Origin of the sequence: Rhizobium sp. YJ-22, from assembly GCF_029601685.1 — a bacterium.
GTDB lineage: Bacteria > Pseudomonadota > Alphaproteobacteria > Rhizobiales > Rhizobiaceae > Metarhizobium.
In genome coordinates, this window is the sequence record NZ_JARRIR010000027.1 from 1 (window position 1) to 26,511 (window position 26,511).

Here is a 26,511-nt window from a genome sequence, read left to right on the forward strand (position 1 = left end):
CCAGGGCGACAAGGGCGAGCACAAGCTCATCTGGTCCCGCTAACCACCACCAAGGCGCTCCGCACACAGCGGGGCGCTACCTTCAATTCCACCGGGATTATGCGGAGCAGAAACCGCCGAAATCGCCGGCAAATCCGGCCTTCAGCGACCAGCACTCTGCATAATCACCGTCTCAGCATAATCAACGTTTTGCGGTGCACCGCAAAAGACCGAGCTCGGCGCCGCCTGGCAGAAGACCTCCGAGCAGGGCCGCGACTACCTCTCGGTCAAGCTTGACGATCCGAGCTTCCCGGCTCCGATCTACGCAACGCTCGCCGAGGTCGAAGGCGAGAAGGAACTGCAGCTCATCTGGTCCCGCCCGAACCGGGACTGATCGGTACCACGAGGCTCCGCCACCGGCGGGGCCTCCTCTCCTGCCGAGAGATCAAAGCCGGGTCTGGCATCGAGCCAGGCCCGGCTTTTTTGGTGCCATACGGAGAGGTGGGAAGCTGCTCAGAACGCGTGATGGTTCCAAGCGGCAATGCCGGCCTCAAGCATGAGCGGTGCCCCCAATTTGCTCCACCCGCCCTATCGAGCAGGTTCCGCAAATCGGCTCCCCCACTCCCCGGCTCTGCCGGTCGCTTGCGCGATCCTTGACCCCGCCATCACCTCTCGGACCCGCCGGTCATCTTTCACAAGCGTCAGGAGACGAAGATGACCTATGAACTCGCAATCCAGATCGAAGAACTGCGGGCTGAACTGCGCAACGCTGAAAACAGTGCGGAGCGCCGTCAGATCCAGGCCGAGCTCGAAATCGCTCAGGCAGAGCTGATTGTCGCGGACGCCGAGCTGGACGGCCTTGCAGAAAGCGAACCGCCTTTCTAAGGCGGTTTCCATCGTCCGTCGTCTGCGAAGTCGAGCTGCCGCAATTCTCCTGTCGATCCCATTTCATCGACATTGGGAATGATGCGGATCGTGCGTCGCGCCGCAACCTGATGCCGGCAGAATTTTCCCCGCCTTCAGCTCCTCGCGCAGCAAAATTCGGCCGCCCTCAGGTCCTCCGCTACGCTGCGGCCGTGACCGGTGCAGCACTCCTTCCCGATCCGCATTTCATCCCCGCGACGAAACGCAATCGACAGGAGAAACTATATGCAACAGCTCGCCAAATTCCTCAAAGCAACCGGCCGCCGGCTTCGCACCCTCGCCAAGGTGGTCTGCCACCTCTTCCGCAAGGGTAAACTCGGGATGAAGATCGCGATCAAGATCCCGTTCTTCGTCGAGATCGAGGTCAACTTCGAGACCGACTGGAACCGACGGCGATAACGCCGTCCCGGCCCGCTCCGGCGGGCCGGATTCAATCACCGCCCGCACCATGATTCGCGCCGGCCGGTCCAGGTTCGGGCTAGCCCCGCCGAAACCAGCATATCGCCCAGGCTCCGCCCGTTCCGGACGAGAACGCGCAGCTTGCGTCCGTATCGATCCTGATCGCGCCCCGGCCATGCCTTGAGCTCGAATGGACCCCTGTTGAGCAGCTCGATCAGGCGGTCCCTCGCCCTATTTCCGAGTGCAAGTTCCGAAGCGCATTTCCGTTCGCTGATCTCCGGCGCGTTGATATCAGCGACGCGGATTTTCGTGCCATCGATCCAGAGGGTATCGCCGTCGACAACACAGGTCACCCGATGACCGCCCGAGCATTTCTCGAACCTGATCTTTGATAAAGTCGAGGCAGCGAGGGCACTCGTGGTACCGGCGATCGGGGGCAGGAAAGTACCGATTAGACCGACGATTGCGAGACCGGCTGCGCGGGAGGAACTCTTCCGTGACATCCGCGAAAACGTGGTCGTGGTATGCTGATAGGTCAAAGGCAGATTCCTGTCGATGTTCGGTCTCATGTCGGCGAAGACGTGCCATGCCAGGGGTCAATGGCGGCTGCTACCGCTGGCGCAGGGCAGAGCTGTCCGATAGCCCCGGCTTCGCTTTTGTCGAAGAAGATCCAGAAAGACAACGACGGCATCCCTTTCCATGGCGAATTGCTGGACCATGGTCTGGCCGCGGGCGCCGATCCTTCCCCATCGTCGGGTCAGGCAGATCTCTCCGAACAGATTTGGCTCGATCATCATTTCGTAGAAACGGGCCATGTTTCGGGCGGCGTCCGTGCGTTCGACATAGAGCTGGTAGGGCTGGGTGAGCATGATGGCATGATCGTCTGTCAGCCAAATTTCGTCCAACGAGAGATATGAATCGATTGCGGTCGACCGATTCATTTTCGTGAAGTTCGAGATCAAAACACTCCGGGCGGTCAGCCTGCGGCGTACGGCTCTATTCCCCAAGGCGAACGAAGCCCGGAGGTCTTCGCCCATTCGGGTCACGATCCTCCCGCAACACCGCCAGTATGGCCGAAAGCCAATTTTACTGCCGACCTATTTTCTAGGATTTCGCGGCGGGTCGTGGAAATCGCATCGCCTCGATGAGAACTGCATGCGCCTCTTTGACCAAATCGAGATCGCGATCCCATTGACCTTCCGGGCCGCCGGTAAACTTCTCTCCGTGGATGTAGCTGTTACGCACCCTGCACACGCCGTTGATTATGAGTTGCGCAACGTTGGTGAGTGGGGCGGGCTGTTCTGGCGACCACGTCATGTCCGCCAAATGGCGACGCGGCGGATTTCCAATGAGCGTTGTGGCTATCTGCTTGCCGATGATGTGTTCGAAAAAGGGCTTTCCAAGGGACTGAGCGAATAGATCCCAGTCCGCCTCGGCCGTCTCGCGATCCTTTCGCAGGAAACCCGAGCGCTTCAGCGCATATTCGGTCGCGCGGAAGTCGCGGACGAAGTCTTCGGCAGCTGTATAGGGATTGGTCATGGCGCTCGCCTGCAATGGTCGCATTTTCTGAACTGCGTTAGGAAATTTACAGATTTTTTGATTGCGTCAATCGGGGCGGAAATGAAAATCGAGGTCGCGACGTGGACGTGCGTGAGGGGATATTGTGAAGGCGAAAATTCTGGCTTTTGAAATGCTGCAGCTCGTGCCGTCGTCCTATCGCGAGCAGCGCGAGGATGCGGTTGTGCTGGAAGACGGAGAATGGCTGGATTACCGGAAGAGGCGCCGACGATCGGTCCTGTTCGCGAGCATGCCACGCGTCTTGTCGATGAAATCGAACGCGCTCTACAGGAGGAGAACTGGCAACCGGACAAGACCTTCGATGCAAGCCAATACGCGGGATCCTGGACCCTCGGCTGGGTTGAGCAGCGTGCTCCCGCAAGAAGAATTCACCGTGGCTATCTCCAGCCAGTGCGAATTTTCCCTATCGTCGGACGGGTACCCAAGCTTGTCCTCGCCTTCCTTGCGAAAATTCCCGGCTGGAACGACTACGTGAAGCGCGAGAAACATCCCGGCGTTGGCTGGCACTATCACTACCTGACCGATCCCAGAACGCGCTCGGATGCACTCCTCGCGTGGGACACGAGATGGCAGCGGCCGACATGGGCCCCCAATGCCCTGCAGCCGCTGTTCGGCGAGAAGCATGGCGAAGGAAAAGCGGACGTACATGCCAAACCGTGGCTTTGGGGCGACAAGAAAAAGCAATCGATGTACGAAGTTTGCGCCCGTGATCTGCTCAAATGGAAGATTGATACGTTCCGGTGCGCATCTCTTCATGCCGATCCGGTCTGGCCGACGACCGGCACGGTAACGCCGATGCCAGCGATCCCCTCTGGCTCGAGCCTTTCTGCTGGAAAGAAAAAGAAACGAACGTGATGTTCACGCTGCTGCGGCCACGCCAAATCCGTCCAGATCACTCGCGGCTTTCTGACGGCACTGAATGGCGCGCTCCGGAGCGATCGGCTGCGAGGTGAAACCGGTTCGCCGCAACGATAGCCTTCATGTCATCGCGCCGAAACCATATTGCGCGACCGCATCGCAGCGGCGCGTTGCCGGCCGTAAAGACGATCTGCTCGTCGGCCCGCATCCGCAGTACCTCGTGCGGCTGGATCAACGGCCTCGACGCCAACTGCTTCGATCGAGTGCGCGAGGTTCCACGCGCTTGGAAACTGCGGCTCACTTGGTCGATCTCAACCGTGGTCGTGCCACATCGACGCGAGATGTAGTCGGCGGTTTCTGGATCGTTGATGGCGGCGAACGAGATCCAGCTGGCGCTTTCGAACCATTTGCTCGACGCGTCTCGCCCGCCGTAGGTTTCACGCAACTGACCGATCGACTGATAGATCATCGCCAGCGTGAGGCCGTATTTGCGGCCGGCGTCCCGCGCCGTCTCCAGGATCCGCATATAGCCGAGCCGTGCCACCTCATCGAGGAGAAAGAGCGCCCTGCCCTTCATCGCCCCGTCGCGATTGTAGATCGCATTAAGGAACGAGCCAATGATGACCCTGGCGAGACCTGCATGCGTCTCCAGCGTCTTCAGGTCGATGTTGATGAAGACATCCGTCTTTCCCGACGCAATGTCATCGGTCGAGAAGCTCGACCCCGACACCAGGCCCGCATAGTTGGGATAGGACAGCCAATGGGTCTCCTTGATCGCGTTGGCGTAAACACCGGAGAAGGTTTCGGGCGTCATGTTGACGAAGGCAGCGACGTTTTCCTTCACGAAGTCCGATCCGGAATTGTCGTAAATGTCTTGCAGCCGCTGGCGCAGCTTCGGTTCCGGTTCAGACAGGTTCGCCCTCACCTGTCGCAAGGTCTGGTGCTTCGCATCCGTATGGCCGGACAGGCAGACATCGGCAATCATCGCCGTCAGCAGCTGAAGTCCCGAGGCGCGGAAGAAGTCATCGCGCACGCCGCTCGCGCGGCCGCTTTCGCTCATGATCCAGGATGCGACCGACGCAATATCCTCTTCCTTCGTCCCGCCATGCTTGCCGATCCAGTCGAGCACATTGACACCTATTTCCGGTCGCTTCGGGTCGAGCACATGGACGTCGCGCCCTGCCCTGCGGCGGTGCTTCATCACCATCGGCGCCACCTCATTCGATGGGTCGAGGACGATGAGTGTGCCGCCCCATTTGAGCGCCGTCGGCACCGTCACTGACGTCGTCTTGAAACCGCCGGAGCCGGCAAAGACGATCCCATGCGACGAGCCGAAGGATCCGTCGAAGCAAAGAAGCGGTGACTTGCCGCCCCTGCCCCAGCTATCCGGCTGATCGGCGCGAAACGACAGGGCGGCCGACGTGTCGCGATCGACGCGGTAGGCTTCGCCGACCACGATGCCACCATTCTCGCTGAAGAGCTTTGCGGCCTCCGTAATCTTCATCCAATCCGCCTCCCCGTGCATCGCCCGCTTGCCTCGGATGCGCTTCGGCTCGGCTGTTGCAAAAGCAGCATTACCGGAGATTGCGACACGCAGCGCAAAGCAGGTCGCCACGAGCGCTGTGGCCGCGCCAATCATCGTCACTGGATCGAGGTAGGAGAAGACCGATTGTCCCACGGGGACCTCGGTCGTCAGCGCCGAAAGCCGAACGGCTTCTCTTCCGCACGCTATCGCGATCGTGACCATGCCCCCCGCGACGACACCCCATCCCGCAAGCCGGATGCTGCGCGCGCCGGCGCTGGCAAAGAGAAAGATGATGCCGGTCCCAGCCGACAATACATAGGGCGCGGCAATGGCAACGCGCCCCAGCATCAGCCGCGCCTTGTCGGTTTTCCCCAAGGACGCGAGCGCATGCTCAAATCCTGATAGGCCGATGACGACTGCGATCATCAGCGCAGTGGGGACAACGAACAGAATGATCTTATTCGCCGTCATCGCCGAACGCCTCCGCCCCGATGGCCATAAGCCTCTCCCGCTCTCCCGCTTCGACCTTGATGCGACGGCTGAGATCGACAAGGGCGCCGAGCAAAAGCGCCCGTTTCTCGTAGCGCAGACCTGCCTTGACGATCAGGCCACCCAGCTCGATTTTCTCGCGGGCGTCCTTCTTCCTGGCATCCGATGTCGTCGATCTCGCCATTCGCTCATGCCTCGCCAGTGCGGCCCGCAGTCGGGCCAGCGCCGTTCGTTTCCCCAGTCGCCCCACCCTTGCCGCCGCGAAACCGTTTGGCGACGGCTTCGAACGCGGTCAGCAAATCGGTTTCCTCGATCTCGACTTCCCCAAGTCCGGCTTTGAGTGCGATACGCCCGATCCGCTCGGCCTCGCGGGTTTCGGCTTGGCGCAATTGATCCTGTAGCTTTGCAATGTCTGCGCGAAGTTGGAGCGATGACTTCTTCATTCCCGGTCGATCCTCTTTTGATGGAACACTGGATGTTGCATCGTGCAACAAGGCCAGATTCCGACAGATCGAAGCGCCGATCTACTAACAGAAATGCGAGTTGGCGCAGCCAACGCCTTTGAGCATGATCCCGCCGTTTCGAAGAAGCGGATCCAAGGGCGCAATTATACGTCGCTGGCGCGACGTGTTGCTGGGGTTTCCCCGGCGTGGCCGTAACCTCTCTCGAACACATTGAATTCGTTGGATTTCAGGAGCTCTGTTCGCCGTGCCCGTCCCGCATTTTTCCGTCAGCATCGTTGCCCGCGGCTCCGGCCGCAGCGCCGTGCTGTCGGCGGCCTATCGCCACTGCGCAAAAATGGAGTTCGAACGGGAAGCCCGAACGATCGACTACACCCGCAAGCAGGGTCTTCTGCATGAAGAGTTCACGATCCCCGAGGATGCGCCGGAATGGCTGCGCACAATGATTGCGGATCGCTCGGTGTCAGGCGCTTCGGAGGCCTTCTGGAACGCGGTGGAGGCATTCGAGAAACGCTCCGATGCGCAGTTGGCCAAAGACGTCACCATCGCTCTGCCTCTGGAGCTTTCAGCCGAACAGAACATCGCCCTGGTCAGGGAGTTCGTTGAGCGGCATATCACGGCCAACGGTATGGTCGCCGACTGGGTCTATCACGATGCACCGGGCAATCCGCATGTGCATCTGATGTTGACATTGCGCCCTCTTACGGTGGAGGGGTTCGGCTCGAAGAAGGTTGCGGTGGCTGGACCGGACGGCAAGCCGCTGCGCAACGATGCCGGCAAGATCGTATATGAACTCTGGGCCGGCAGCGCCGACGATTTCAATGCGTTTCGTGATGGCTGGTTTGCCTGCCAGAACCAGCATCTTGCGCTTGCTGGACTGGATATTCGCGTGGATGGCCGATCCTTCGAGAAGCAGGGGATCGACCTGACACCGACCATCCATCTCGGCGTCGGCACGAAGGCGATCGAGCGGAAAGCGGAAGCCCGCTCAGCGGGAGATCGAGAACAGGAGGTCTCGCTCGAGCGGCTGGAGCTGCAGGAAGAGCGCCGCGCCGAAAACGCCCGGCGCATTCAGAGGAATCCCGAAATCGTCCTCGATCTGATCACGCGAGAAAAGAGCGTCTTCGACAGCCAAGATGTTGCCAAGGTCCTGCATCGCTATATCGATGACGCCGGCCTCTTCCAGGACCTTATGGCGCGGGTTCTTCAGCATCCCGATGCGCTGCGGCTCGACAGCGATCGGCTTTCGTTTGCGTCGGGTGCCCGGACGCCCGCGAAATACACGACGCGAGATCTAATCCGCGTCGAAGCGGAGATGGCGAATAGGGCGCTTTGGCTCGGTCGGCAGGATTCGCATCATGTCGTCGGCCAGGTCATTGCCCAGACCTTCAAGCGTCATGACCGACTTTCGGACGAGCAGAAATCAGCCATAGAGCACATCTCCGGAAAGAACCGGATCGCCGCCGTTGTCGGGCGCGCCGGCGCCGGCAAGACCACGATGATGAAGGCCGCACGCGAGGCATGGGAAGCAGCCGGATACCGCGTGGTGGGTGCCGCGCTCGCCGGCAAGGCCGCAGAGGGTTTGGAGAAGGAAGCGGGCATCACGTCACGGACCCTGTCGGCCTGGGAGCTGAGGTGGGATCAGGACCGCGATCATCTCGATGAGAAGACCGTCATGGTCCTCGACGAGGCCGGAATGGTCTCCTCGCGTCAGATGGCTCGCTTCGTCGAAGCGGCCACGCTATCAGGCGCGAAACTGGTTCTCGTTGGCGATCCGGATCAGCTCCAGCCGATCGAAGCGGGTGCAGCCTTCCGCGCGATTTCCGAGCGGATCGGGTATGCGGAACTTGAGACGATCTATCGCCAGCGCGAGCAATGGATGCGCGATGCCTCGCTCGATCTTGCTCGAGGAAACGTCTCGGCCGCGCTGTCCGCCTATGAGAGCCAAGGCATGGTTCGAACCGGCTGGACCAGGGACGAGGCGATCGAAACCTTGATCGCCGATTGGGATCGCGACTACGATCCAGCCAAGTCGTCCCTGATCCTTGCCCATCGCCGCATCGACGTCAGGATGCTGAACGATCTGGCACGCGGCAAGCTCGTCGAGCGCGGCCTCGTCGAAGGCGGTCATGCGTTCAATACGGAAGATGGATTGCGTCAGTTCGCGGCGGGAGACCAGATCGTCTTTCTGAAGAATGAAGGATCGCTCGGCGTCAAGAATGGCATGCTGGCGCGTGTCGTCGAAGCGCAGCCAGGCCGCATCACCGCTGAGATCGGTAGTGGCGATGACCGGCGTCAGGTCGTCGTCGAACAACGCTTCTATGCCAATGTGGATCACGGGTATGCCACAACGGTTCACAAGAGCCAGGGCGCCACCGTCGACCGAGTAAAGGTGCTCGCTTCAAGTACCCTGGACCGGCACTTGTCTTATGTCGCAATGACGCGCCACCGCGAGACGGCCGAGCTTTATGTTGGGCTTGAAGAGTTTGCCAACCGGCGCGGCGGCGTGCTGATCGAACACGGCAAAGCGCCCTACGAGCACAAGTCAGGCAATCGCGACAGCTACTTTGTGACGCTCGGCTTTGCCGATGGCCAAGAGCGCACGGTCTGGGGCGTCGATCTTGCCCGAGCGATGGATGAATCGAAAGCCGAGATCGGAGATCGCATCGGTCTCAAGCATATCGGATCCGAACGCGTTACGCTGCCTGATGGCACCGAGGCAGATCGCAATTCCTGGAAGGTCGTTCCCGTCTCGGAACTGGCGATGGTGCGGGTGCATGAGCGCCTGTCTCGCGATGGGGCCAAGGAAACTACGCTCGATTATCAGGACGCTTCCTCCTACCGCGCGGCGCTGAAATTTGCCGACGCTCGCGGCCTGCATCTCATGAATGTCGGCCGCACTCTCGTGCGCGATCGACTGCAGTGGGCGCTTCGTCAAAAAGCGAGATTGACCGATCTCGTTGCCCGGCTGGCTGCCGTTGGAACGCGGCTCGGACTGCGGTCAGGCACCACCGAAGAGCACAATGTTCGCAAGACGGCGCACACCCAAACTCCCATCAACTCTGCAAAGCATGAGGAGAAGAAGCCCATGGTGGCAGGCATCACCACGTTCCCCAAATCACTCGATCAGGCAGTCGAGGACAGGGTCTCCGCCGATCCCGGCCTGAAGAAACAATGGGACGACGTCTCGACCCGTTTCCATCTCGTCTATGCGGACCCACAATCGGCATTCAAGGCAGTCAATGTCGATGCGATGCTGGCCGAAAAGTCGGTGGCTGCGACGACCTTGTTCAAGGTTGCGAACGAACCTGAGAGCTTTGGTGCGCTCAAGGGCAAGACCGGTATGTTTGCCGGGAAGACCGAAAAGCAGGATCGTGAGACAGCGATTGTCAACGCGCCCGCCCTTGCCCGCAACCTCGAGCAATATTTGAAGGCTCGGTCCGAAGCCGAACACAAGCATGATGCCGAAGAGCGCGGTGTCCGAGCCAAGCTATCGATCGACATTCCTGCCCTCTCGGCCAACGCGAAGACCGTTCTCGAAAAAGTTCGCGATGCAATCGACCGCAACGACCTGCCATCAGGTCTCGAATATGCGCTCGCCGACAAAATGGTGAAGGCTGAACTGGAAGGTTTCGCCAAGGCGGTCACCGAACGATTCGGGGAAAGAACCTTCCTGCCCCTCGCAGCGAAGGACACCAACGGCGAGGCTTTCCAGCGCGTCACGTCAGGCATGAACGCTGCCCAGAATAGCGAGGTGCAACAGGCTTGGAATGTGATGCGGACGGTGCAGCAATTGTCGGCACACGAGCGCAGTGTGACGGCACTCAAACAGGCTGAGACACTGCGTCAGACGAGATCGCAGGGGCTCACCCTCAAATGAAGATGCGCCATCGACATAAAGTGCTCAGGTGCATGACGCGGCTCGTCTGGTTCTATCGGATCAGCAGCGTCAGCCTGTTCACGCTTGGCCTCATTGTGTTCCTCGGAGGTCAGGGTTTTAGGGTCAATCTCACACCAAGCGAGCCCTTGGGCCTGTGGCGGATCGTCAAACCCGATCGTCCGATCCTGGTCGGCGATCTGGTCTTCATTTGCCCACCGAACACAGACGCGATGCGCGATGCGCGTGCGCGTGGATATCTGCGCTTCGGCCTCTGCGCCGGCCGCGTGGCGCCGCTGATCAAGACGGTCGTGGCGACATCCGGACAGGTGATCGAGATCCATGACGATGTCCGCATCGATGGTCGGCCACTCCCCCACTCGCGCGTTGCACGGACGGACGGCCAGAGGCGTGAGATGGTGCACTACGATGGTGGTGTCGTTCCGGTCGACACGGTCTTTCTGCATTCCGAGTTTACGGGGTCTTTCGATAGCCGGTACTTCGGTCCTCTGCCGATGGATGGCATCCTCGGACTGGCACGAAAGGTCTGGACCTATGCACCGTGAGCTTCTCCGAACGAGTGTCCTCGTTGCACTATCGATGAGCGCCGGGTGGATCGGCTGGAGCGGGCATGTGCTTCTCTTGCCCGTCGCAGCCACCTTCCCCATGCTCTGGTCTCTGGCGCGGACGCGCCTGCAGGCAACGGCGATCTCCGGGGCCTACTTTCTCGCCGCATCGCGTGGACTACCTCAGGGCGTGGCCAACTTCTATTCTTCGGATTTCTGGCCGGGTCTCTTGCTCTGGCTGGTCGCGTCCTCCGCCTTCGTGGCCGTTCATACGATACTCTGGTCGGATCGTAAGGGATGGCAAATGCCACTCCGCTATCTGGCTGCCTGCGTCGCAATGGCGGTCCCGCCTTTCGGCGTTCTGGGATGGGCGCATCCGATCACCGCCGCAGGCGTTCTGTTACCCGGCTGGGGATGGTGGGGTCTGGGTGCGATGGCAGCCGGCCTGGTCGTCATGACAACGCGATATCGGCCGGCTGCTGCCATAGCCATGACAGGCTTCTGGCTCTGGTCCGCCGCTGAGTGGACGGAGCCGATCCTACCTGCGTCGTGGACCGGTGTCGATCTTGAATTGGGCGCATCGCTCGGACGCGAAGCTGGCCTCAAGCGGCAACAGGAGCTGATCGAGATTGCTCGCGCACGCCCATCGGGCACGACGGTCGTGTTGCCGGAAAGCGCGCTCGGCTTCTGGACGCCGACGGTCGGCCGGTTCTGGCAGCGCGCTCTCACCGATGCGGACATCAGTGTCATCGCGGGCGCGGCAGTGATCGACAGCCAAGGTTACGACAATGTGCTCATGAAGTTGTCGGCTGATGGTAGCCAGGTTCTCTATCGCGAGCGGATGCCGGTGCCCGGGTCGATGTGGCAGCCGTGGCGAGCCTGGATCGGCGATCACGGCGGCGCCCGGGCGCATTTCTTCGCCAATCCCATCATTGATGTCGGCAACCAGCGTGTGGCGCCGCTGATCTGCTACGAGCAGCTTCTCGTCTGGCCGATCTTGCAATCGGCCTTCCATCGGCCCGACGCCATCGTCGCAGTCGGAAACGGCTGGTGGACTGCAGGGACATCGATCATCGACATTCAGCGGGCCAGCAGTGAGGCCTGGGCCCGCCTGTTCAACCTGCCTCTCGCCATCTCGTTCAACATCTGAAACATGGAGCTCGCATGGATGCTGCGTTGATTAAGGAATGTGCCGACCCATCGTTGAAGCCGGCTATCGTCGAGCAGTTCGTCCAGGCGGTCGGCTCGGACGATCCGCTTGCTATCACCGTAAAGTCCGGCGGGCGTCTGATCCTCGTTCCAAAACCGAAAACGCCCGAAGAGGCGATCGAGATTGTGCGCGAGAACATCGGTGGCTCTATCGTGCGGGTTGGCCTCACTCAGATCCCGGCGGGCATTGGCCTGAGGGATGCTTCTGAACTGAAGGTCGATCTGGTCGAGCCCTGCGCCAATCTGCGGACGGGCACAGCGATGTTCGCCAAGATCCTCCGCATCGTTGCGAAGTGGTATGGAAACCCGACAAGTGAAGAGGTGTTCCCGCAGCTCTTTGACGACGCGGTCCACGCCTGGCAGACCGGAAAGTTCGAGGGCGAGAGCGTATTCCGGGCGGAGGATCCCGGCGGCGCGGTCGTGCAGCGTTCAGAGGTGGAGGCAGAGACTGTTGACAATGCCGAGGATGATGCACCCACTGAAATGCCGGAGGAAACGCCGATCAAGCCCGACGACGCCGGCATCCGGATTGATCTGACGCGGATCGGGGGCCAGAAGTGATGTTCTTCAAGATCGGACGTTTGTTAGATTAAAAATGGACGGCATATCACTTTAAATTGGACGGTCATTGAGTTAAGAATGGCCGTATGACTGATCATTCGAATTTGAAGCCCCTCGTCGATCGTAAAGTGCTGCCTCTGGTGGAGGCAGCTCTGGCCGACACCCGTGTCGTTTTGATATCCGGACCGCGGCAGGCAGGGAAGACGACGCTCGCGCGCATGTTCTCGGACAAGGATCGACCATACATCACATTGGATGATGCGGGTACTTTGAACGCCGCGAAGGCCGACCCGACCGGGTTTATCCGCGGGATCAAGCGCGCGGTTATCGACGAAGTGCAACGCGCTCCAGATCTGATGCTGGCCATCAAGGCAAGCGTAGACGACGATCAGGAGCCCGGACGATTTCTGCTCACGGGCTCCGCAAATCTCGCGACCATTCCGGCAATTGCCGACTCCTTGGCCGGCCGAATGGCGGTCATTCCGCTTCTTCCTTTTGCGCAGGCCGAAATCCGATCAAGTCCGGGCCTCATGCTCGACAGGCTGTTTGCGGGGGACGAACCGGCCGTAGAGGGTGAGGTTGTTCTGGGCAAGGAATTGATGAGCATGGTTCTGGCTGGAGGCTATCCTGAAGCCTTAAGGCGAACCACGTTGGCCCGGCGCGTCTCGTGGCTCGAAGACTATGTCACTCTTATCCTAGATCGTGACGTGCGCGACGTTGCAAACATCGATCAGCTCGATCGTTTGCCGCGCCTCCTGAACATCCTTGCGGAACATGCCGGCCAATTGATCAACAATAGCAGCTTCGGTTCGGCGCTGGGATTGTCCGGCGTCACCGCTCAGAAATACATAGCAATTCTAGAGCGGCTATTCCTTGTCAAAACTCTAGTGCCATGGTCGAACAACCGGCTCAGTCGGCTTGTCAAAACTCCAAAGCTTCATTTCATCGATACAGGACTTCTGGCGGCTTTGCGCGAAGACGAACTGGCCAGACTATCCGACGATAAGACCCGATTTGGCGCCCTGCTAGAGAGTTTCGTCGTCTCCGAACTGATGAAGCTGGCATCCTGGTCCGAGAGACGCGTATCGTTTTCGCATTACAGAACGAAGGATCTTGATGAGGTCGATGTCGTGATTGAGGATCGGCGCGGGCGAATCATCGGTATTGAAGTGAAGGCGTCTGCGACCGTCAAATCCGATGATTTTCGCGGGTTACGTCAGTTGCAGGCAGCGGTCGGTGACCGTCTCGTGCGTGGCCTCGTTTTGCATGATCATGACCGTATCACGCCGTTTGCCGAACGCCTCCAGGCTGCGCCCCTCTCAATCCTGTGGTCGATGTGAAGTGGACTTACCGGTCTTAAGAGGTTTTGCTTGGTGGCAACGGTAGCGAGAAACGCTTTGCGTTGTTCACCGTAGCACCAAGGTCTGAAAGTTTGGGTGGTCGGCCGCTTACCGGGTGTTCCGTCGTCCAGATCTCTGCCAACTCCACCATGCGGACCGTGAGCGACGGATAACCTGCAACGATTTCCTCGGCGGTCGCGCCTTGGGTTCTCATGGCTGCAACCATTCTAACTGGAACGCGGGTTTTCTTGAAGACGGGTTCGCCGCCGCTGACACCCCTCACACATTCGATAGCGTTTTCGGCCTCACGAAGGGACAATTTAATCTCCAGAATCTTTGTCGGGGGTGACGAGTTCGACGTGGCTCACACCAAGCGCTTGGGCGATCTCATAGAGTGTGACGATGGAGGGGTTTCGCTTCCCTCTTTCGAGTCCGCTTAGATACTGTTGGCTGAAGCCGGAGCGCGCTTCCACATCCTCCTGTGTCAGGCCTTTTTCCCGACGGAGGCGGGCAAAATTCCGGCCGACCAGCTTGCGCATATCCATGCGCGGAAGATCAACGTTTACATACTTTAAGTTTATCAACTATAGTATGTAACTGAGATTTAAACCGATTTGCCTCCGCGGATACCTCGGTTCGAAGAAGGTTTACATCAGTGGTACATGGACGGTAATTGGACCGATAATGTTCAAAGCAAGTGCAGACGGGCCTGTGTCTGATACCAAACTCATATTGCGCCCACTTATCGGATTGATGAGTGATCAGCCGCCCGAAGAGATCGAGCGCCACGTCGTGCGCGAGATCGAAAAGCACCGTCGCCTGCGCGACGACGCCGTGATGCTTGAGGCAAAGCTCGACGGTGCGTCTGAGCCGGAATCGGCTCGGGAGGCTAGCCAAGACTATATCGCTGCCATGATCGCCGTCCACGCGCAGCAGACGGTGGTGTCAACGCTTCTCGACATTCTGGGCTATATTCCCGATATGCCGAAATCTAAGGGGCACTGACCTAGATCAGGCCGAACTCCTTGGCCATTGCGGTCGCCTGGGGCAAGCTTGTCGCGCCCAGCGCCGATTTGGCGTTGCGGAGGAAGAATGCGACATTGGCGTATGTTGTGTTCTCGATAATGGCGATGGCCTTCATGGACTTGCCTTCCGCAGACCAGCGCAGGCAGGTCAGTTCATCAGATTTCATGCGGATTGGGGTGTGATGCGTCGGCTTGGCGCCAAGACCTTCGAGCCTCGAATGCAATTGCGCGACCGCGGAAGCGGCAAGCACCCGGTTCAAAGATTGCCCCATCGCGAAATCGGCCTCTTCCGAAGCAAGCGTGAGCATTGCCATCCGGCCAAATCCCGTCTTGATCGGAATTGTGATACCAGAGCGTATCCCGAACTCACCGGCCTCTCCGTAAAAGTTCCTACGCTCCTTGCTCATCCTGAGGGATGCTTCGTTGGACCAGGCGAACGCTTCCAACTGATCGCGCGCGTTTCGCACGACGGGATCGATCAACGCGTAGGACTTCTCGAAATACCGCTGCTGCCACTCGACGTCATAGTTTGAGATCGCCGTCTGCGTCTCCGCCTGAAGATTGAGATAGGCATAGGCGCCAAATCCCGCTTCCCGGCTTAACTTTTCCAGGGTCGCCTTCACCGTGGCTTCGTCATGCGCCAAGGCGACCTGTTCGGTCAAACGCTCAAACCATTGGTTCAATTCATGGCCTCCTTTGCGTGAGGGTATGAACGCAACAAGGTTGCAGTCATAAGTGGCAGTACCCTTTGTCGAGGGCTCGGTCGCTCCGAAACGGAGGCGAAGCGCATGATCGCGCCCGCCTAAACTTGACTAAGAGAAAGATTTTAGCCACGCAAGATTGTATTATGTCATCGCGATTCAATTACATAGGCGATGACCATTTTGCGCCAAAGTCTATTCTATTGCCGATATGAATTCGGGAAAATAATATCCTGGTCGACGAGCACATTGAATTTGTAGCCCGGCCGGATCCTGATGGTCGGCTGAACATTGAGATTTTTTGAGATCGTTTGCTCCGCCACACGGCCGAACGATTCGGCGAAATTCCGCCGCGCTGCATCGGAGGCCGTATCCTGCGTGGCCAGCGTCGAACTCTCTGGCATCGACATGTCGATCCCCGTGCCGATGATGGCAACAAGCGCCGCAGAGCCGAATGTGCGCCAGAGATGCCGATCAACCTTGTCCTTAAAGCCGCCATACCCCTCGGCATCCGTACCGGACATGCCGCCGATCTGAAGTGTCGAGCCGTTGGGAAAGATTATGTCGGTCCAGACGACCAGCACGCGCTCCTGCCCGAACGACACCTTGGAATCATAGCGACCGAACAGCTTTGCCCCCTGCGGGATGAGCAGCCGGTGGCCGGTGGCGCTGTCATAGACATTATGGCTGACCTGCGCAGAAATCCTGCCTGGAAGATCCGAATTCAAGCCGGTGATCATTGTGGCCGGAATCACCGATCCACGCTTCAACTCGTAGGGCGAGAGCTGCGGGACAACCTGGTTCGGCAGATAGCCAAGATCCTTGATATCCTGGTTGAAAAAGTCCTCCTTTGAAGTCTGACCGTTCTGATCGACATTCTGTCCGAGCAAACCGGACTTCATCGCAGCGCTGTAGAGGTCGGATGCACCGTTCGCGGTGGCATCGAGCGGTTGGCGGGCATCGGTCTTGGTTTCGGAGGCACTCTTCTGCACGTCGGAAACATCGACCTTGAGCGGTGAATCGAGCGCCGTCGCCCGTGCCTGAAGGCTCGCCATCCTCTGACGCTGTGCTTCGCGGAGAATTTGTTCATCCTGCTCCCGCTTCAGCCGCGCCTTCCATTTGGCCTCGGGTTCGAGTTGCGATCGCCGCTCCGTCCGGACCTCCTTCTGCGGCTCCGCGTCGGCTTCTCTGACCGGCTCGCGCTCCACAACGACTGGTGTCGGCTGAAACACTTCGCGTTGCTCCGGCTCGCCTATGATCCCGTCCGACACGCCTCGTTTCAGTTGATCGCCAAAGGTGGTCGCCGGTGACGCGGAGGTGCTGTCGAGTTCGTTTCCTCGATTGAAGGACAGACCGCGCCACGACAGGCCGACGATCACGACGCCGAAGAACAAAACGATGATGACGATCGCGACGATGATCGGGAGGCGATTGAGGCGCCGCATGCTCTGTTGATCGTCAGCATTGCCCGTCGTGCCGAGCTGGAGCGATTGAACCATGGTCTCCTCTCCTCTCAGTTGCGCTGCATGATCGAAAGTGGACTGGCGGGCGTCGCGCCGACCGACGTCGCCGTGTAGGCCCGGCCGAGCGCGATGGCCGGCGTGCTGACACGCGCCAGGACCTGTCCATCGAAGCTGTCGACCGACCACGCGATCTCGACGGGTTTTTGATCCTTACCGGCCTTGCCGTCGGCGATGACGGTGTATCCCCATCCCTTCAGCGCTGCCTCGAGTGCGGCGGAATACTCGGAAGTGTCCTTGTCCATTTTTAGGATCGTGGTGCCAGCCGGACCGACCTGTTCGGCAAGGCGGCTCGCCATGTCGCCGGCGATCGCATTTGCGGTGGCGCCAGTGACGGCAATCGGTGAGGCGCTCGTGGTCAGCGTTTCATCCGCAGTCTGGCAACCGGAAAGGAGGGCCGTGAAGATGATGGCGGAGACGGTCGTTCTCATTCGTCAGCCTCCCCGCCGGATTGTGATTTTCTGCTGCCGCCAGCCAACCCCGGAGACGAGCACGGCCTTATCGACGGCGTAATCAACGATCATCATGTCGTTCTTCATGCGATAGTTGACGATGCGGTTCTGGCCACCGCTGACGACGAACAGCACCGGAGCGTCCTGGCCGGAGATGGACCGGGGAAACTGGATGTATGTCTTGGCACCGTCGGAATAGACGCGCTTCGGCCGCCACGAGGCGCCGCCACTGACCGAATAGGAGAAGTTCAGCTTATCCGGCGCAGTTCCCGGAATGCCGCCAGTCTCAAGCCGGGCATTGATATCAGCCAGTTTGGTCGATACATCCTCCGGATACTCGAAACCGATCCGGGCCATGTACTGGGTGGGATGGGATTTGAGCTGGATATGATAGGTCCGCCGAGAGGTCGTGACGACCATAGATGTGACGAGGCCGGCCTCGGACGGCTTGACGATCAGGTGGATCGCCTGCCCGCCGGTTGCTCCCGACGTCGCAGGTTCGACTTTCCAGCGGACGGTGTCACCGACAAGCACATCGCGGATGATCTCGCCGCCCTGCAGCTCGATGTCGCAGACCTGAAGCGGTGAGCAGATGACCGAGGGTTGGGTCTCCCCGAACAGAAAGATGACCTTCCCGTCTGGCCCGGTTGTCACCAGACCTGGAGTCCCTCGCCACTTCCGCGAGATATTGGTGCCCTTCACCTCGTTCGACGTCATGCTCTGCGCCACTGCGCAGTCCGTAAGGACAAGCCCGGCCATGCAGCCGACGGCCGCGATCAATCCTGTTCTGTGCATGTGAATTCCCCTGCCCTTAAAGCTGTGCGGTCCAGTCGAAATCCTGGACATAAAGACCGATCGGGTTGAGGCGGATGATCGCCTCGTCCTGTGGCGCGGTCAGCGCGACCGTGGCAATGCCGCGAAACCGGCGCGTGCCGGTTTCCTTGCCCTTGCGGTCGCGTTCGTATTCGGTCCAGTCGATCTGGTAGGTCTGGTTGGAGAGTGCGACGATGTTGTTGACCTCGATGGCGACGGTCGATGTCTTCGCCTTTTCGAACGGTGAGTTGCCCCGAAACCAGGCATTGATTTTCTGGGTCGAGGGATCGGACGTCCTGAGCAGCGCATAGGTCCGATCAATATATTGCTTCTGCACCACCGCGTCGGGAGTGATCGACTTTAGGCTCGTGATGAAGTTGCCGAGTGTCGCGCGAACGACGCGGGCATCAGCATACTCGATCTGCTGGGGGAAGCCCGCTGTCACTGACGTGCCGAGTTTGTCCACCTCAACGATGTAGGGCACGAGCTTGACCTGCGTGCTGAGATACATGGCATAGGTGAAGCCGATCACGGCCATCGAAAGTCCGAGAATGCCGACGATCCGCCATGCGCGCGCTGCCTGGACATAGGATCCATATCGTTCCGTCCATTCCTGCCGCGCGGCAAGGTAAGGGCTGTCGGGCGGCCGGTTTGCTGCCATCGCTTGTCGCCTTTCTGATGCTTATTTGCCGTTTCTTTCGGGTGGCGTCTTAGGGCCGCTTTGTCCGGTTCGGCTCTGGTCGAGCTTGGCGTTGGCCAGCCCCATGATCGAGCCGGCATAGGCCCCGGGCGAACCGATTGCCTTTTCCTTCGCGGCCGAGCCGGCAGCCTTTCCGGCGGACCCTATCCCCGCTCCCATGCCGCGGAGAGCTGCGCCCGCAAAAGAGGATCCGGCCGCGCGTGCTGACTGAGCCGCCGCGGCGCCGGCTCCGACAGCGCCGGCCGCAAGCGATACTGCTCCAAGCGCGAAGGACGCGGCCTGTCCACCATGACGGATCGTCTCCATCCCGCCCGTGACCGAGGCCCCTTGAACAACGCCTTGAATGATGTTCGGGACATACATGGCGATAATGAAGACCACGACCGCAATCCCGGCGATCGCCAATGCGGTTTGAAACTGGTCCCCGACGTCAGGGCGGTTCGCGAGGCCAATCAAGACCTCGGACCCGATCCGCGAAATCATGACCAGGGCCATCAATTTCATGCCGACCGAGAACGCATAGATGAGATAGCGGATGGCGAAGTCCTTGGTGAAGGACGAGCCTCCGAGTCCGAGCATGATCATTCCCGCCAGCAGGCCGAGATACATCTCGACCATCACCGACACGAAAATCGCAGCGACCAGCGAGAATGCGATCACGGTGACGACCATCGCAAACGCGGCCGAAATCGCGAGCGTATTGTCCTCGAATAGCCCGAACTGCACCTTCTCTGACATCTTGGTCGCAACAGCCAGTCCAGCATTGAACACATCCGCTGGCGAAGCCGTGCCTCCACCAGCGCCGATCTGAAACAGGCTATCGACTACCGCCTTCGCGAAAGTCGGTCCTTGCGCGAGAACGAAGGCGAAGAAGCCAACGAACATGATCCGCCGGACGAGTTCGGCAAACCAGCTGTCGAGCGACGCGGCCTGAAGCGCCAGCCAGACCGCGGCAATACCGATTTCGATCCCTGCGAGAATCCAGAACAGGGATCTTGCCGCATCCATGACGGTGGTCTCCCAACCCTTGGCGGCAGTGGTGATTTCGTTCTGGAGGGCTGTCAGGACCGACCCTTCCTGCGCAATCGCGGGCTGGAACGACACGACGATGAATGCGACGAGCACCGCAATGCCCCTGATCTTTTTGAGCTCAGAGATCATGCGATTACCACTCGATCTTCATCTTCTCTCCGCCCGACGTCGGATACTCCTTTGTCGACCCGAAGAATTTTTCGTGCCGCTTTTGCGCTTCCTGTCTCTCGGAGATCAGGAACCACAAGCTTGTTGCACTGAAGGAGATGACTACGGCGATGATGGCCAGGATCAACTTTGTTCTCACCATTCCACCTTCATTTTCTCGCCGCCGGATGTTGAAGGGGCAGTTGATTTGAAGAATTCCTCACGGCGCGCCTGGGCGAGGTCCTTGTCCGTTTGCTCGGTCTGGAGCCACGTGCCCATCATCGTCATCTGCTGGGAAACCAGGCCGCGCAGCTTCTGCATCTGGGAAACCTGCTGGGCGGCAATCTGATGTCCGACCTGGAGGGCCTTCATCTGGCCGTCGGCCGACTCCGACATCGATCGCAGCGAACTCATCGTGCCCTCTTCCGTGTCGAACTGATCCGCTGTCAGGCTCGCAGCCTTCAGCGTGCTGCCGATCGTGTCCCGGTTCGTGTCCGACCAGGATTGGTAGGTGCTCGAGAAGGATTCGGCATTTGGCAGATTGGTTTTCAGATCCGCATAGCTCTTAAACCGCTGCTGAAGGACGTCATCTGCATTCCCCATCGAAAACGAGATGCTTTGTCCCTGGTCGACAATGCTGCGCAGTCGGTTGAGATCGCTCTCGACCTGACCCCAGATATGATCAGGGAGCTGCGCCGTGTTCTGCAGCATGTTCTCGTAGATCTTCAGCTGGTTTTGAATCTGCTCGGCCAACTGGGTGATCTGCGTGAGCTGGTTATCGACCTGCAGGCCGGAGCTTTTGAGAAGGTCGATGAGCTGCGCATTGTTGGCGAGCTGCGTCCATTCGGTGGCAGCGCCCGTTGCAGACCCCGCATGGGCGGACGCTACGGGGTACAGCGCCATTGCCGCAGACATAGTTGCGACGATCCAGCTACTGGACGTTGAGGTGCGACGTGGCATCGTGAACTCCTCTCGATTCAAGCCAAAGGGTGGGCCAGTGCTGGCCATGTTCCGCCTTCAGCGCGCGGATGCGCTTCAGGTCTTCCTTCCCGGATGCTCCGACAAAGCTCAGTGCCACCGGCCCGAGCGACATATCGAAGAGCCGCCGTCCGTCTGGCGTGGCGACGTAATATTCGCGCTTTGGGATGGCACTCGAGACGATCTCGATCTGGCGTTCGTTGAACCCGATCCGCTCATAAAACTCGCGCGTGCCCGGCTCGCGTGCAGCGCCATTCGGCAAGCAGATCTTGGTCGGGCAGGATTCTTTCAGCACGTCGATAATGCCGGAGCGTTCGGCGTCGGAGATCGATTGGGTCGCCAGAACAACGGCGCAATTGGCCTTGCGGAGAACCTTCAGCCACTCCCGAATCTTGTCGCGGAACACGGGATGTCCGAGCATCAGCCACGCCTCGTCGAGGAGGATCAGGCTAGGGGAGCCGTCGAGCCGCTTCTCGATCCGGTGGAAGAGATAAGTGAGGACCGGCACAAGATTTCGCTCGCCCATGTTCATGAGCTGCTCGATCTCGAAGCACTGAAACGCCCGGAGCGTCAGGCCGTCCTCTTCCGCGTCGAGAAGCTGACCCATCGGGCCATCGACGGTGTAGTGATGGAGCGCATCCTTGATCTCGCGCATCTGCACGCCGCTGACAAAATCCGATAGCGACTTTCCGGGCGCTGTCGCCATCAGCCCGATTTGGCGCGAGATCGCATTGCGATGGTCGGGTGTGATGGTGACGCCCTGCAGGGCGACGAGCATTTCGATCCACTCGGTTGCCCAGGCACGATCTCCATCCGTTGAGAGGTCGAACAGCGGGCAGAACGCAAGCGCCCTTCCCTCCCCGTTCTGGTCGTTGCCGATCTCGTAGTGATCGCCGCCGGCAGCGAGCGTTAGGGCGAGGAGCGAGTTGCCCTTGTCGAAGGCAAAGATCTGCGCGAACTCGTAGCGGCGGAATTGCGCCGCGATCAGAGCGAGAAGCGTCGATTTACCGGAACCCGTCGGTCCGAAGATCAGGGTGTGGCCGACATCGTCGACATGCAGGTTGAGGCGAAAGGGTGTCGACCCCGACGCAACCTGCATCAGCGGCGGTGAGTTCGGCGGATAGAACGGGCATGGCGCCACTGGATTGCCCGACCATACTGAGTTCAACGGGACAAGGTCGGCTAGGTTGCTTGTATTGATCAGCGGCTCACGGATGTTGGCGTACCAGTTTCCTGGCAGGCTGCCGAGGAAGGCATCGGTTGCGTTCAAGGTCTCGACGCGTGCTCCGAAACCCTCGGCCTGAACCAGCCGGCGGATGGACTCGGCCTTTTCCTGCAAGGCGTCCCGGTCCTCATCAAATAGGATGACGACCGGCGTGTAGTAGCCGTAGGCGACAAGCTGTGACGAGGCCTGAGCGATAGCGTCCTCGGTTTCGGCGACCATCGTCATGGCATCCTGATCGACCGATCGGCTTTGGGTCTGGAAGAGCTGATCGAAGAAGGGGCGAACCTTCTGCTGCCATTTCTTCCGCGTGCGCTCGAGCTTCTGGCGCGCTTCTTCCGCATCGAGGAAGATGAACCGCGACGACCAGCGGTAGGTCAGCGGCATCAGATCGAGATTGTTCAGAATGCCGGGCCAGCTTTCCGCCGGCAGGCCATCGATAGCGACCACGGCGAGGAACCGGTTCTCGACCTTTGGCGTCAGACCATGTTCCAACTCTGCCGTTGCCAGCCAGTCGAGGTACATCGGCACATCAGGCAAGCGCACAGGATGGCTTTCTCCGGTGATGCAAAAGCGAACGAACTGCAGCAGATCGTCATAGCGTGCGACCCGCTCCCCTCCCCTCTCGCGGACTTCGCGCGTCTGCATGCGGGCAATCGAAAGTGTATTGGCCAGATACTGTTCGATTTCCCGGATCGCGTTGCGAAACACAAACAGAACCGTGTCCGCATAGGATTTCTTTCGGCTTTCCTCGTCTGAGTAGATGTATTTGCTGAGCGCCGTCTTCTTCGACTCGAGCGGTCGATAGGTCAGAATGACCGCATGTTTGCTCTCGAAATGGCCCTGCTCGCGCCGGAAGTGCGTCCTGCGCTCGGCATCGATCGCACGAGTAACAGGGTCTAGAAAATGGCACTGGTCTGGCGTGGGATAGTCGACCGTCGGCACCCGGATCGCCTCGACCTGAATCATCCACCCCGTCCCAAGGCGCGACAGGATCGCATTGATTTGCCGCGACAGTTCATTGCGTTCGAGGTCGGTGGCGCTTTCGGAGTCCGGACCTGCGAAGTACCAGCCGGCCATCAGGCTGCCGTCCTTCAGAAGCAGAACGCCGTTGTCGACCAGGCCAGCATAGGGAACGAGATCGGCGAACGAGGGTCCGGTCGAGCGGAAACGTTTGAGGGCAGCCATCAGGACACCTCTAGTATCTTCGCCACGGCGCGGCCGTTGGCCGGTAGTGGGGCTTGTAGGAAATGTGACGGGCATAGACTTGCCGCATCAGCGGGTCGGACTTGGCCATCATGCGGAGCAGGCCAACGATGACGATCCAGACAGCCACACCGAAGAGCGCCGAATAGATCGTCAGCACGACGAAGATCAGGATCACGGCGGCAAGCCCGGTGATCAGCACCAGTTCGCGGTCGGCGCCCATCAGGAGGTTTGGACGCGACAGCGCGCGATGAATGCGATTGCGGTGGAGGCTCACGATGCCCCCTCCCCCGCTTCATCGTCTGAAACAAATTGCGTGACTTGATCCGTTGACAGGCCGATGGCTGCACCGGTGGCGCCAAAGAGGCCGACGATCGTCGTCGCACCGAGCAGAATGCCGGCGACCAGGACGACATACATCAGCCTGCGGGCGAAATCGTTGAGCTCGCCGCCAAAGATCAGCATACCGCCAGCGATGGCGACAGCGGCGAGCGCGATATAGCCAGCGACCGGACCAGTGATGGATTCCTGGATCTGCTCAAGCGGTCCCTCCCACGGGAGGCTTCCGCCAGAGCTGGCGAAAGCCGGCGAACTGGCGGCGGCGACAGAAAGGGCCATCACGGCAAGTGTCAGGAGTGGTTTCTTATGCTGCATCACGGCTTTCCTCTGCGTAGGGTTCCGTTTGGTACTGGCCACCTGCAAAGCGGGTGACATGAAGGATCTCGCTGATGCGCCGGCCCTTAGCGGTTCGTTCAATCGAGATAATCAGATCGACCGCATCTCCGATGACCGCCTGCATAGGCTGATGACTGGCCTCGGCGGTCAGCTGCTCAAGACGCTGGAGTGCGGAGCGCGCGCTGTTCGAGTGGATGGTCGCTACGCCGCCAGGGTGTCCGGTGTTCCATGCCTTGAGCATGGTGAGCGCTGCACCATCGCGGACCTCCCCGACGATGATTCGATCTGGTCGAAGGCGCATCGTGCTTTTCAGGAGACGCGACATGTCTACGGAATCACTTGTGTGAAGGCTGACGGCATTGTCCGCGGCGCACTGGATCTCGGCGGTGTCTTCCAGAATGACGAGGCGGTCATCAGGAGAGCTCGATACAATCTCGGCGAGGATCGCGTTGGTGAGGGTCGTCTTGCCCGATCCCGTGCCACCGGCAACGAGGATATTGAGCTTCGAGGCAATCGCGCTGCGGATGATCTCGGCATGCTTTGCGGTCATCACCTTGCTCGCCACATAATCATCCAGAGGGACGAGGCGCGACGCGCGACGACGGATGGTGAACGATGGTCCTGAGACCACCGGCGGGAGCAACCCCTCGAAGCGGTGCCCGCCGATCGGCAACTCTCCCGAAACGATCGGTCGATCATCATCGACCTCAGAGTTCAGAACATGGGCAACGCTCCCGATCACGGTTTCGGCGGCCGAGCGTGTCATCTCTCCAGCTGCGGCCATGCCGTGGCCGAGTCGCTCGATGAACAGACGACCATCCGGATTGAGCATGATCTCAACGACGCTCGGGTCTTCGAGCGCGACGCACAAATGATCTCCCAATGCGTTTTGCAGCTTGCTGACGAGACGTGGGAGTGAGCGGTTTTGGGTGCTGAGCATGATCAGGCCGCTTCCTTGTGATGGAGTGAGAAACTTGACGAATAGGTGCTGGGGCGAAGGCGATCGAAGCTCACCCAGTCTGCCGGGAGCAGGCCGGCGACGCTCTTCGTCTCGTTGATTTGGGCAGGTGAGCCGAGGCGGGTGAGAGGCCAGCCAGCGCGACGAAGGATACGCTCAAGTCTGACATCTGTGGCGGTTACGATTTCCCGATAGCCATTCAGGATGCTCCACTCGACGATGCCGGCGAACATGGCGAGTGTCGCTGAGTGGAGGCCCGCTTGCTCCCGTTCGGCAGCCGCGTTCGTATCTACACAAAATCGGGAGCTCTCGATCATCCGATGATGGCTAGCCAGATGGTCCATCTCCAGGAGTTGAGGAAATACCTTCTCCAGCATCGTGCCGCCGGTTGCCGGCAGGAGCCGCGCGCATCCGATCACAGCATCGGCACGGTCAATGCAAAGGAGGTATGTCGGGCTTAGCTTGTCGAAACCGTCGATCTCGAGACCGGAGGTGCAACGGACTGTCCATGCCAGGCGATCGCGGAAAATGCGGGCGCGGAGCCGGTGCATCTCGTTTATGAGGCGGCGCTCAACTTCGCTTTTTGGGTTCTTGATAGCGACGACGCGCATCGAGCAAATCTCCCTTGCGTTGGTGACGCAAGGAGGTTTGCCGGGGCTGAGGAGTTCGATCTACTGCCAAAAGTGTTAGCGAGTGATTCTGCGTACCAGCTCCTTCGACCGCCTTTTTGCAAATGGAACAGTCATCGAAGCACTAACAAAAGTGTTAGTGGCGGCGTGTTCCCAACTCAGCATTGTTCAGCACTAACCTGCCGATTCATAAACAGAAACGGTCGATTTTCTCGCTTCGAACTGCGGCAGGAGAAGGCCGCGTTAACTATTGATTAACTTTAAATATCTTGCAAAACCGAACGGAATCGGTTGACCTATCCACGGCAAATCGCTGTGTTTACGAAAATTACCGTGTGTACGAGAGGACGTCGTGGAGAATCCCGCTCAGCTTCAGAAGGCTATCCATAAACTGATAGCCGCCCATGCGCGAGATCTGTCGGGCGCGCTTCACGAACATCGCGTGAAGTTGTACCCACCTGAGGCTCGAAAGACGCTTCGTTCGTTTTCGTCGACCGAGGCCGCAAAGCTGATTGGCATCAACGACGGCTATCTCCGCCATTTGTCGCTTGAAGGAAAAGGTCCACAGCCTGAAATCGGCAACAACAATCGCCGATCCTATTCAGTCGAGACGATCCAAGCTCTCCGCGAGTACCTCGATGAGAACGGAAAGGGCGATCGCCGGTATTCCCCTCGCCGTAGCGGACG

Annotated in this window: 29 protein-coding genes and 3 pseudogenes; 11 read left to right on the plus strand and 21 right to left on the minus strand. The window is 59.6% G+C overall.

Going from position 1 to position 26,511, the window contains the following annotated elements:
- Positions 1 to 211 precede the first annotated feature (211 nt).
- The 3 genes and pseudogenes from P7F60_RS29035 to P7F60_RS29045 form a co-directional block, all read left to right on the plus strand.
- Positions 212 to 373, plus strand: a pseudogene (locus P7F60_RS29035) (DUF736 domain-containing protein); the annotation flags it as partial.
- Between the two features lie 320 nt (positions 374 to 693).
- On the plus strand, positions 694 to 864 hold the full coding sequence (locus P7F60_RS29040) for a hypothetical protein (protein ID WP_277921030.1): 171 nt from the start codon (positions 694 to 696) through the stop codon (positions 862 to 864).
- A gap of 264 nt (positions 865 to 1,128) precedes the next feature.
- The gene (locus tag P7F60_RS29045; protein ID WP_277921031.1) at positions 1,129 to 1,302 is read left to right on the plus strand and encodes a hypothetical protein; all 174 of its coding nucleotides are present in this window, start codon (positions 1,129 to 1,131) and stop codon (positions 1,300 to 1,302) included.
- A 35-nt stretch (positions 1,303 to 1,337) separates the two neighbouring features.
- Here the strand turns inward: P7F60_RS29045 and P7F60_RS29050 are convergent, their stop codons facing one another.
- The 3 genes from P7F60_RS29050 to P7F60_RS29060 all read right to left on the minus strand — a co-directional run bounded on the left by P7F60_RS29050 (position 1,338) and on the right by P7F60_RS29060 (position 2,841).
- A complete protein-coding gene (locus tag P7F60_RS29050) occupies positions 1,338 to 1,871 on the minus strand; it encodes a thermonuclease family protein (RefSeq protein WP_347276906.1) in 534 nt (177 codons plus the stop codon).
- Between the two features lie 27 nt (positions 1,872 to 1,898).
- Positions 1,899 to 2,339, minus strand: a complete 441-nt coding sequence (locus P7F60_RS29055) for a WGR domain-containing protein (RefSeq protein WP_347276907.1) — start codon at positions 2,337 to 2,339, stop codon at positions 1,899 to 1,901.
- 67 nt (positions 2,340 to 2,406) lie between these two features.
- Positions 2,407 to 2,841, minus strand: a complete 435-nt coding sequence (locus P7F60_RS29060; protein WP_277921032.1) for a hypothetical protein — start codon at positions 2,839 to 2,841, stop codon at positions 2,407 to 2,409.
- Between the two features lie 219 nt (positions 2,842 to 3,060).
- Here P7F60_RS29060 and P7F60_RS29065 point away from each other — a divergent pair, with 219 nt between their 5' ends.
- On the plus strand, positions 3,061 to 3,735 hold the full coding sequence (locus tag P7F60_RS29065; protein ID WP_277921033.1) for a hypothetical protein: 675 nt from the start codon (positions 3,061 to 3,063) through the stop codon (positions 3,733 to 3,735).
- Between the two features lie 37 nt (positions 3,736 to 3,772).
- Here P7F60_RS29065 and traG read toward each other — a convergent pair whose 3' ends face one another.
- The 3 genes from traG to traC are packed head-to-tail and all read right to left on the minus strand — an operon-like array spanning position 3,773 to position 6,195.
- Positions 3,773 to 5,734 carry a Ti-type conjugative transfer system protein TraG gene (gene traG / locus P7F60_RS29070; RefSeq protein ID WP_277921034.1) on the minus strand — a complete coding sequence of 654 codons (1,962 nt, stop codon included), beginning with the start codon at positions 5,732 to 5,734 and terminating at the stop codon, positions 3,773 to 3,775.
- Positions 5,721 to 5,936: a type IV conjugative transfer system coupling protein TraD gene (locus P7F60_RS29075; RefSeq protein WP_277921035.1), complete on the minus strand. Its 216-nt coding sequence runs from the start codon at positions 5,934 to 5,936 to the stop codon at positions 5,721 to 5,723. The genes traG and P7F60_RS29075 overlap by 14 nt, the downstream gene beginning before the upstream one ends.
- Positions 5,937 to 5,940: 4 nt before the next feature.
- The gene (gene traC, locus P7F60_RS29080; protein ID WP_277921036.1) at positions 5,941 to 6,195 is read right to left on the minus strand and encodes a conjugal transfer protein TraC; all 255 of its coding nucleotides are present in this window, start codon (positions 6,193 to 6,195) and stop codon (positions 5,941 to 5,943) included.
- A 265-nt stretch (positions 6,196 to 6,460) separates the two neighbouring features.
- Between traC and traA the strand changes: the two genes are divergently transcribed.
- From traA to P7F60_RS29105, 5 genes are all read left to right on the plus strand, one after another.
- A complete protein-coding gene (traA, locus tag P7F60_RS29085; protein ID WP_277921037.1) occupies positions 6,461 to 10,093 on the plus strand; it encodes a Ti-type conjugative transfer relaxase TraA in 3,633 nt (1,210 codons plus the stop codon).
- 32 nt (positions 10,094 to 10,125) lie between these two features.
- Positions 10,126 to 10,656: a conjugative transfer signal peptidase TraF gene (gene traF / locus P7F60_RS29090; RefSeq protein WP_277921038.1), complete on the plus strand. Its 531-nt coding sequence runs from the start codon at positions 10,126 to 10,128 to the stop codon at positions 10,654 to 10,656.
- The gene (locus P7F60_RS29095) at positions 10,646 to 11,806 is read left to right on the plus strand and encodes a conjugal transfer protein TraB (RefSeq protein WP_277921039.1); all 1,161 of its coding nucleotides are present in this window, start codon (positions 10,646 to 10,648) and stop codon (positions 11,804 to 11,806) included. Before traF ends, P7F60_RS29095 begins: the two co-directional genes overlap by 11 nt.
- Positions 11,807 to 11,820: 14 nt before the next feature.
- Entirely contained in the window at positions 11,821 to 12,426 is a 606-nt protein-coding gene (locus P7F60_RS29100; RefSeq protein WP_277921040.1) for a TraH family protein, read from the plus strand.
- 86 nt (positions 12,427 to 12,512) lie between these two features.
- The gene (locus P7F60_RS29105; RefSeq protein WP_277921041.1) at positions 12,513 to 13,766 is read left to right on the plus strand and encodes an ATP-binding protein; all 1,254 of its coding nucleotides are present in this window, start codon (positions 12,513 to 12,515) and stop codon (positions 13,764 to 13,766) included.
- A 16-nt stretch (positions 13,767 to 13,782) separates the two neighbouring features.
- On the opposite strand, the pseudogene P7F60_RS29110 reads toward P7F60_RS29105, so the two are convergent.
- Both P7F60_RS29110 and P7F60_RS29115 read right to left on the minus strand, forming a co-directional pair.
- Positions 13,783 to 14,082: pseudogene (locus tag P7F60_RS29110) on the minus strand (DUF433 domain-containing protein); the annotation flags it as partial.
- 4 nt (positions 14,083 to 14,086) lie between these two features.
- On the minus strand, positions 14,087 to 14,311 hold the full coding sequence (locus P7F60_RS29115; protein WP_277921042.1) for a helix-turn-helix transcriptional regulator: 225 nt from the start codon (positions 14,309 to 14,311) through the stop codon (positions 14,087 to 14,089).
- A 139-nt stretch (positions 14,312 to 14,450) separates the two neighbouring features.
- On the opposite strand from P7F60_RS29115, the gene P7F60_RS29120 reads away from it, so the two are divergent.
- Complete coding sequence (locus tag P7F60_RS29120; RefSeq protein ID WP_277921043.1) at positions 14,451 to 14,771, plus strand: transcriptional repressor TraM; 321 nt, start codon at positions 14,451 to 14,453, stop codon at positions 14,769 to 14,771.
- A gap of 1 nt (position 14,772) precedes the next feature.
- Here the strand turns inward: P7F60_RS29120 and P7F60_RS29125 are convergent, their stop codons facing one another.
- The 13 genes from P7F60_RS29125 to traI all read right to left on the minus strand — a co-directional run bounded on the left by P7F60_RS29125 (position 14,773) and on the right by traI (position 25,806).
- Entirely contained in the window at positions 14,773 to 15,474 is a 702-nt protein-coding gene (locus tag P7F60_RS29125) for an autoinducer binding domain-containing protein (RefSeq protein ID WP_277921044.1), read from the minus strand.
- A 218-nt stretch (positions 15,475 to 15,692) separates the two neighbouring features.
- A complete protein-coding gene (gene trbI / locus P7F60_RS29130) occupies positions 15,693 to 16,991 on the minus strand; it encodes an IncP-type conjugal transfer protein TrbI (protein WP_277921045.1) in 1,299 nt (432 codons plus the stop codon).
- A gap of 14 nt (positions 16,992 to 17,005) precedes the next feature.
- Positions 17,006 to 17,443: a conjugal transfer protein TrbH gene (gene trbH / locus P7F60_RS29135; RefSeq protein WP_277921046.1), complete on the minus strand. Its 438-nt coding sequence runs from the start codon at positions 17,441 to 17,443 to the stop codon at positions 17,006 to 17,008.
- Positions 17,444 to 17,446: 3 nt separating this feature from the next.
- A complete protein-coding gene (gene trbG / locus P7F60_RS29140; RefSeq protein WP_277921047.1) occupies positions 17,447 to 18,259 on the minus strand; it encodes a P-type conjugative transfer protein TrbG in 813 nt (270 codons plus the stop codon).
- 16 nt (positions 18,260 to 18,275) lie between these two features.
- Positions 18,276 to 18,938: a conjugal transfer protein TrbF gene (locus P7F60_RS29145; RefSeq protein WP_062428114.1), complete on the minus strand. Its 663-nt coding sequence runs from the start codon at positions 18,936 to 18,938 to the stop codon at positions 18,276 to 18,278.
- Between the two features lie 21 nt (positions 18,939 to 18,959).
- A complete protein-coding gene (gene trbL, locus P7F60_RS29150) occupies positions 18,960 to 20,138 on the minus strand; it encodes a P-type conjugative transfer protein TrbL (protein WP_277921048.1) in 1,179 nt (392 codons plus the stop codon).
- Between the two features lie 4 nt (positions 20,139 to 20,142).
- Positions 20,143 to 20,319, minus strand: a complete 177-nt coding sequence (gene trbK / locus P7F60_RS29155) for an entry exclusion protein TrbK (protein WP_277921049.1) — start codon at positions 20,317 to 20,319, stop codon at positions 20,143 to 20,145.
- Positions 20,313 to 21,071 carry a P-type conjugative transfer protein TrbJ gene (gene trbJ, locus P7F60_RS29160; RefSeq protein WP_277921063.1) on the minus strand — a complete coding sequence of 253 codons (759 nt, stop codon included), beginning with the start codon at positions 21,069 to 21,071 and terminating at the stop codon, positions 20,313 to 20,315. The genes trbK and trbJ overlap by 7 nt, the downstream gene beginning before the upstream one ends.
- 16 nt (positions 21,072 to 21,087) lie before the next feature.
- Positions 21,088 to 23,544 (minus strand): conjugal transfer protein TrbE, encoded by a 2,457-nt coding sequence (locus P7F60_RS29165; RefSeq protein ID WP_277921050.1) that lies wholly within the window; start codon positions 23,542 to 23,544, stop codon positions 21,088 to 21,090.
- Positions 23,545 to 23,554: 10 nt separating this feature from the next.
- A complete protein-coding gene (locus P7F60_RS29170; RefSeq protein WP_064334281.1) occupies positions 23,555 to 23,839 on the minus strand; it encodes a conjugal transfer protein TrbD in 285 nt (94 codons plus the stop codon).
- A complete protein-coding gene (locus P7F60_RS29175; protein WP_277921064.1) occupies positions 23,836 to 24,180 on the minus strand; it encodes a TrbC/VirB2 family protein in 345 nt (114 codons plus the stop codon). The genes P7F60_RS29170 and P7F60_RS29175 overlap by 4 nt, the downstream gene beginning before the upstream one ends.
- Before the next feature lie 25 nt (positions 24,181 to 24,205).
- A complete protein-coding gene (trbB, locus tag P7F60_RS29180) occupies positions 24,206 to 25,177 on the minus strand; it encodes a P-type conjugative transfer ATPase TrbB (RefSeq protein WP_277921051.1) in 972 nt (323 codons plus the stop codon).
- 2 nt (positions 25,178 to 25,179) lie between these two features.
- Positions 25,180 to 25,806: an acyl-homoserine-lactone synthase TraI gene (gene traI / locus P7F60_RS29185; RefSeq protein ID WP_277921052.1), complete on the minus strand. Its 627-nt coding sequence runs from the start codon at positions 25,804 to 25,806 to the stop codon at positions 25,180 to 25,182.
- A 370-nt stretch (positions 25,807 to 26,176) separates the two neighbouring features.
- Here traI and P7F60_RS29190 point away from each other — a divergent pair.
- Positions 26,177 to 26,511 (plus strand): annotated as a pseudogene (locus tag P7F60_RS29190) (MerR family transcriptional regulator); the annotation flags it as partial.

What these genes read in the sequence shown, in the direction of transcription:
- P7F60_RS29040 (WP_277921030.1), top strand. Translation starts at nt 694, where the DNA reads ATGACCTATGAACTCGCAATCCAGATCGAAGAACTGCGGGCTGAACTG.
- P7F60_RS29045 (WP_277921031.1), top strand. Translation starts at nt 1,129, where the DNA reads ATGCAACAGCTCGCCAAATTCCTCAAAGCAACCGGCCGCCGGCTTCGC.
- P7F60_RS29050 (WP_347276906.1), bottom strand. Translation starts at nt 1,871, where the DNA reads ATGAGACCGAACATCGACAGGAATCTGCCTTTGACCTATCAGCATACC.
- P7F60_RS29055 (WP_347276907.1), bottom strand. Translation starts at nt 2,339, where the DNA reads ATGGGCGAAGACCTCCGGGCTTCGTTCGCCTTGGGGAATAGAGCCGTA.
- P7F60_RS29060 (WP_277921032.1), bottom strand. Translation starts at nt 2,841, where the DNA reads ATGACCAATCCCTATACAGCTGCCGAAGACTTCGTCCGCGACTTCCGC.
- P7F60_RS29065 (WP_277921033.1), top strand. Translation starts at nt 3,061, where the DNA reads ATGGCTGGATTACCGGAAGAGGCGCCGACGATCGGTCCTGTTCGCGAG.
- traG (WP_277921034.1), bottom strand. Translation starts at nt 5,734, where the DNA reads ATGACGGCGAATAAGATCATTCTGTTCGTTGTCCCCACTGCGCTGATG.
- P7F60_RS29075 (WP_277921035.1), bottom strand. Translation starts at nt 5,936, where the DNA reads ATGGCGAGATCGACGACATCGGATGCCAGGAAGAAGGACGCCCGCGAG.
- traC (WP_277921036.1), bottom strand. Translation starts at nt 6,195, where the DNA reads ATGAAGAAGTCATCGCTCCAACTTCGCGCAGACATTGCAAAGCTACAG.
- traF (WP_277921038.1), top strand. Translation starts at nt 10,126, where the DNA reads ATGACGCGGCTCGTCTGGTTCTATCGGATCAGCAGCGTCAGCCTGTTC.
- P7F60_RS29095 (WP_277921039.1), top strand. Translation starts at nt 10,646, where the DNA reads ATGCACCGTGAGCTTCTCCGAACGAGTGTCCTCGTTGCACTATCGATG.
- P7F60_RS29100 (WP_277921040.1), top strand. Translation starts at nt 11,821, where the DNA reads ATGGATGCTGCGTTGATTAAGGAATGTGCCGACCCATCGTTGAAGCCG.
- P7F60_RS29105 (WP_277921041.1), top strand. Translation starts at nt 12,513, where the DNA reads ATGACTGATCATTCGAATTTGAAGCCCCTCGTCGATCGTAAAGTGCTG.
- P7F60_RS29115 (WP_277921042.1), bottom strand. Translation starts at nt 14,311, where the DNA reads ATGGATATGCGCAAGCTGGTCGGCCGGAATTTTGCCCGCCTCCGTCGG.
- P7F60_RS29120 (WP_277921043.1), top strand. Translation starts at nt 14,451, where the DNA reads ATGTTCAAAGCAAGTGCAGACGGGCCTGTGTCTGATACCAAACTCATA.
- trbI (WP_277921045.1), bottom strand. Translation starts at nt 16,991, where the DNA reads ATGGTTCAATCGCTCCAGCTCGGCACGACGGGCAATGCTGACGATCAA.
- trbH (WP_277921046.1), bottom strand. Translation starts at nt 17,443, where the DNA reads ATGAGAACGACCGTCTCCGCCATCATCTTCACGGCCCTCCTTTCCGGT.
- trbG (WP_277921047.1), bottom strand. Translation starts at nt 18,259, where the DNA reads ATGCACAGAACAGGATTGATCGCGGCCGTCGGCTGCATGGCCGGGCTT.
- P7F60_RS29145 (WP_062428114.1), bottom strand. Translation starts at nt 18,938, where the DNA reads ATGGCAGCAAACCGGCCGCCCGACAGCCCTTACCTTGCCGCGCGGCAG.
- trbL (WP_277921048.1), bottom strand. Translation starts at nt 20,138, where the DNA reads ATGATCTCTGAGCTCAAAAAGATCAGGGGCATTGCGGTGCTCGTCGCA.
- trbK (WP_277921049.1), bottom strand. Translation starts at nt 20,319, where the DNA reads ATGGTGAGAACAAAGTTGATCCTGGCCATCATCGCCGTAGTCATCTCC.
- trbJ (WP_277921063.1), bottom strand. Translation starts at nt 21,071, where the DNA reads ATGTCTGCGGCAATGGCGCTGTACCCCGTAGCGTCCGCCCATGCGGGG.
- P7F60_RS29165 (WP_277921050.1), bottom strand. Translation starts at nt 23,544, where the DNA reads ATGGCTGCCCTCAAACGTTTCCGCTCGACCGGACCCTCGTTCGCCGAT.
- P7F60_RS29175 (WP_277921064.1), bottom strand. Translation starts at nt 24,180, where the DNA reads ATGGCCCTTTCTGTCGCCGCCGCCAGTTCGCCGGCTTTCGCCAGCTCT.
- trbB (WP_277921051.1), bottom strand. Translation starts at nt 25,177, where the DNA reads ATGCTCAGCACCCAAAACCGCTCACTCCCACGTCTCGTCAGCAAGCTG.
- traI (WP_277921052.1), bottom strand. Translation starts at nt 25,806, where the DNA reads ATGCGCGTCGTCGCTATCAAGAACCCAAAAAGCGAAGTTGAGCGCCGC.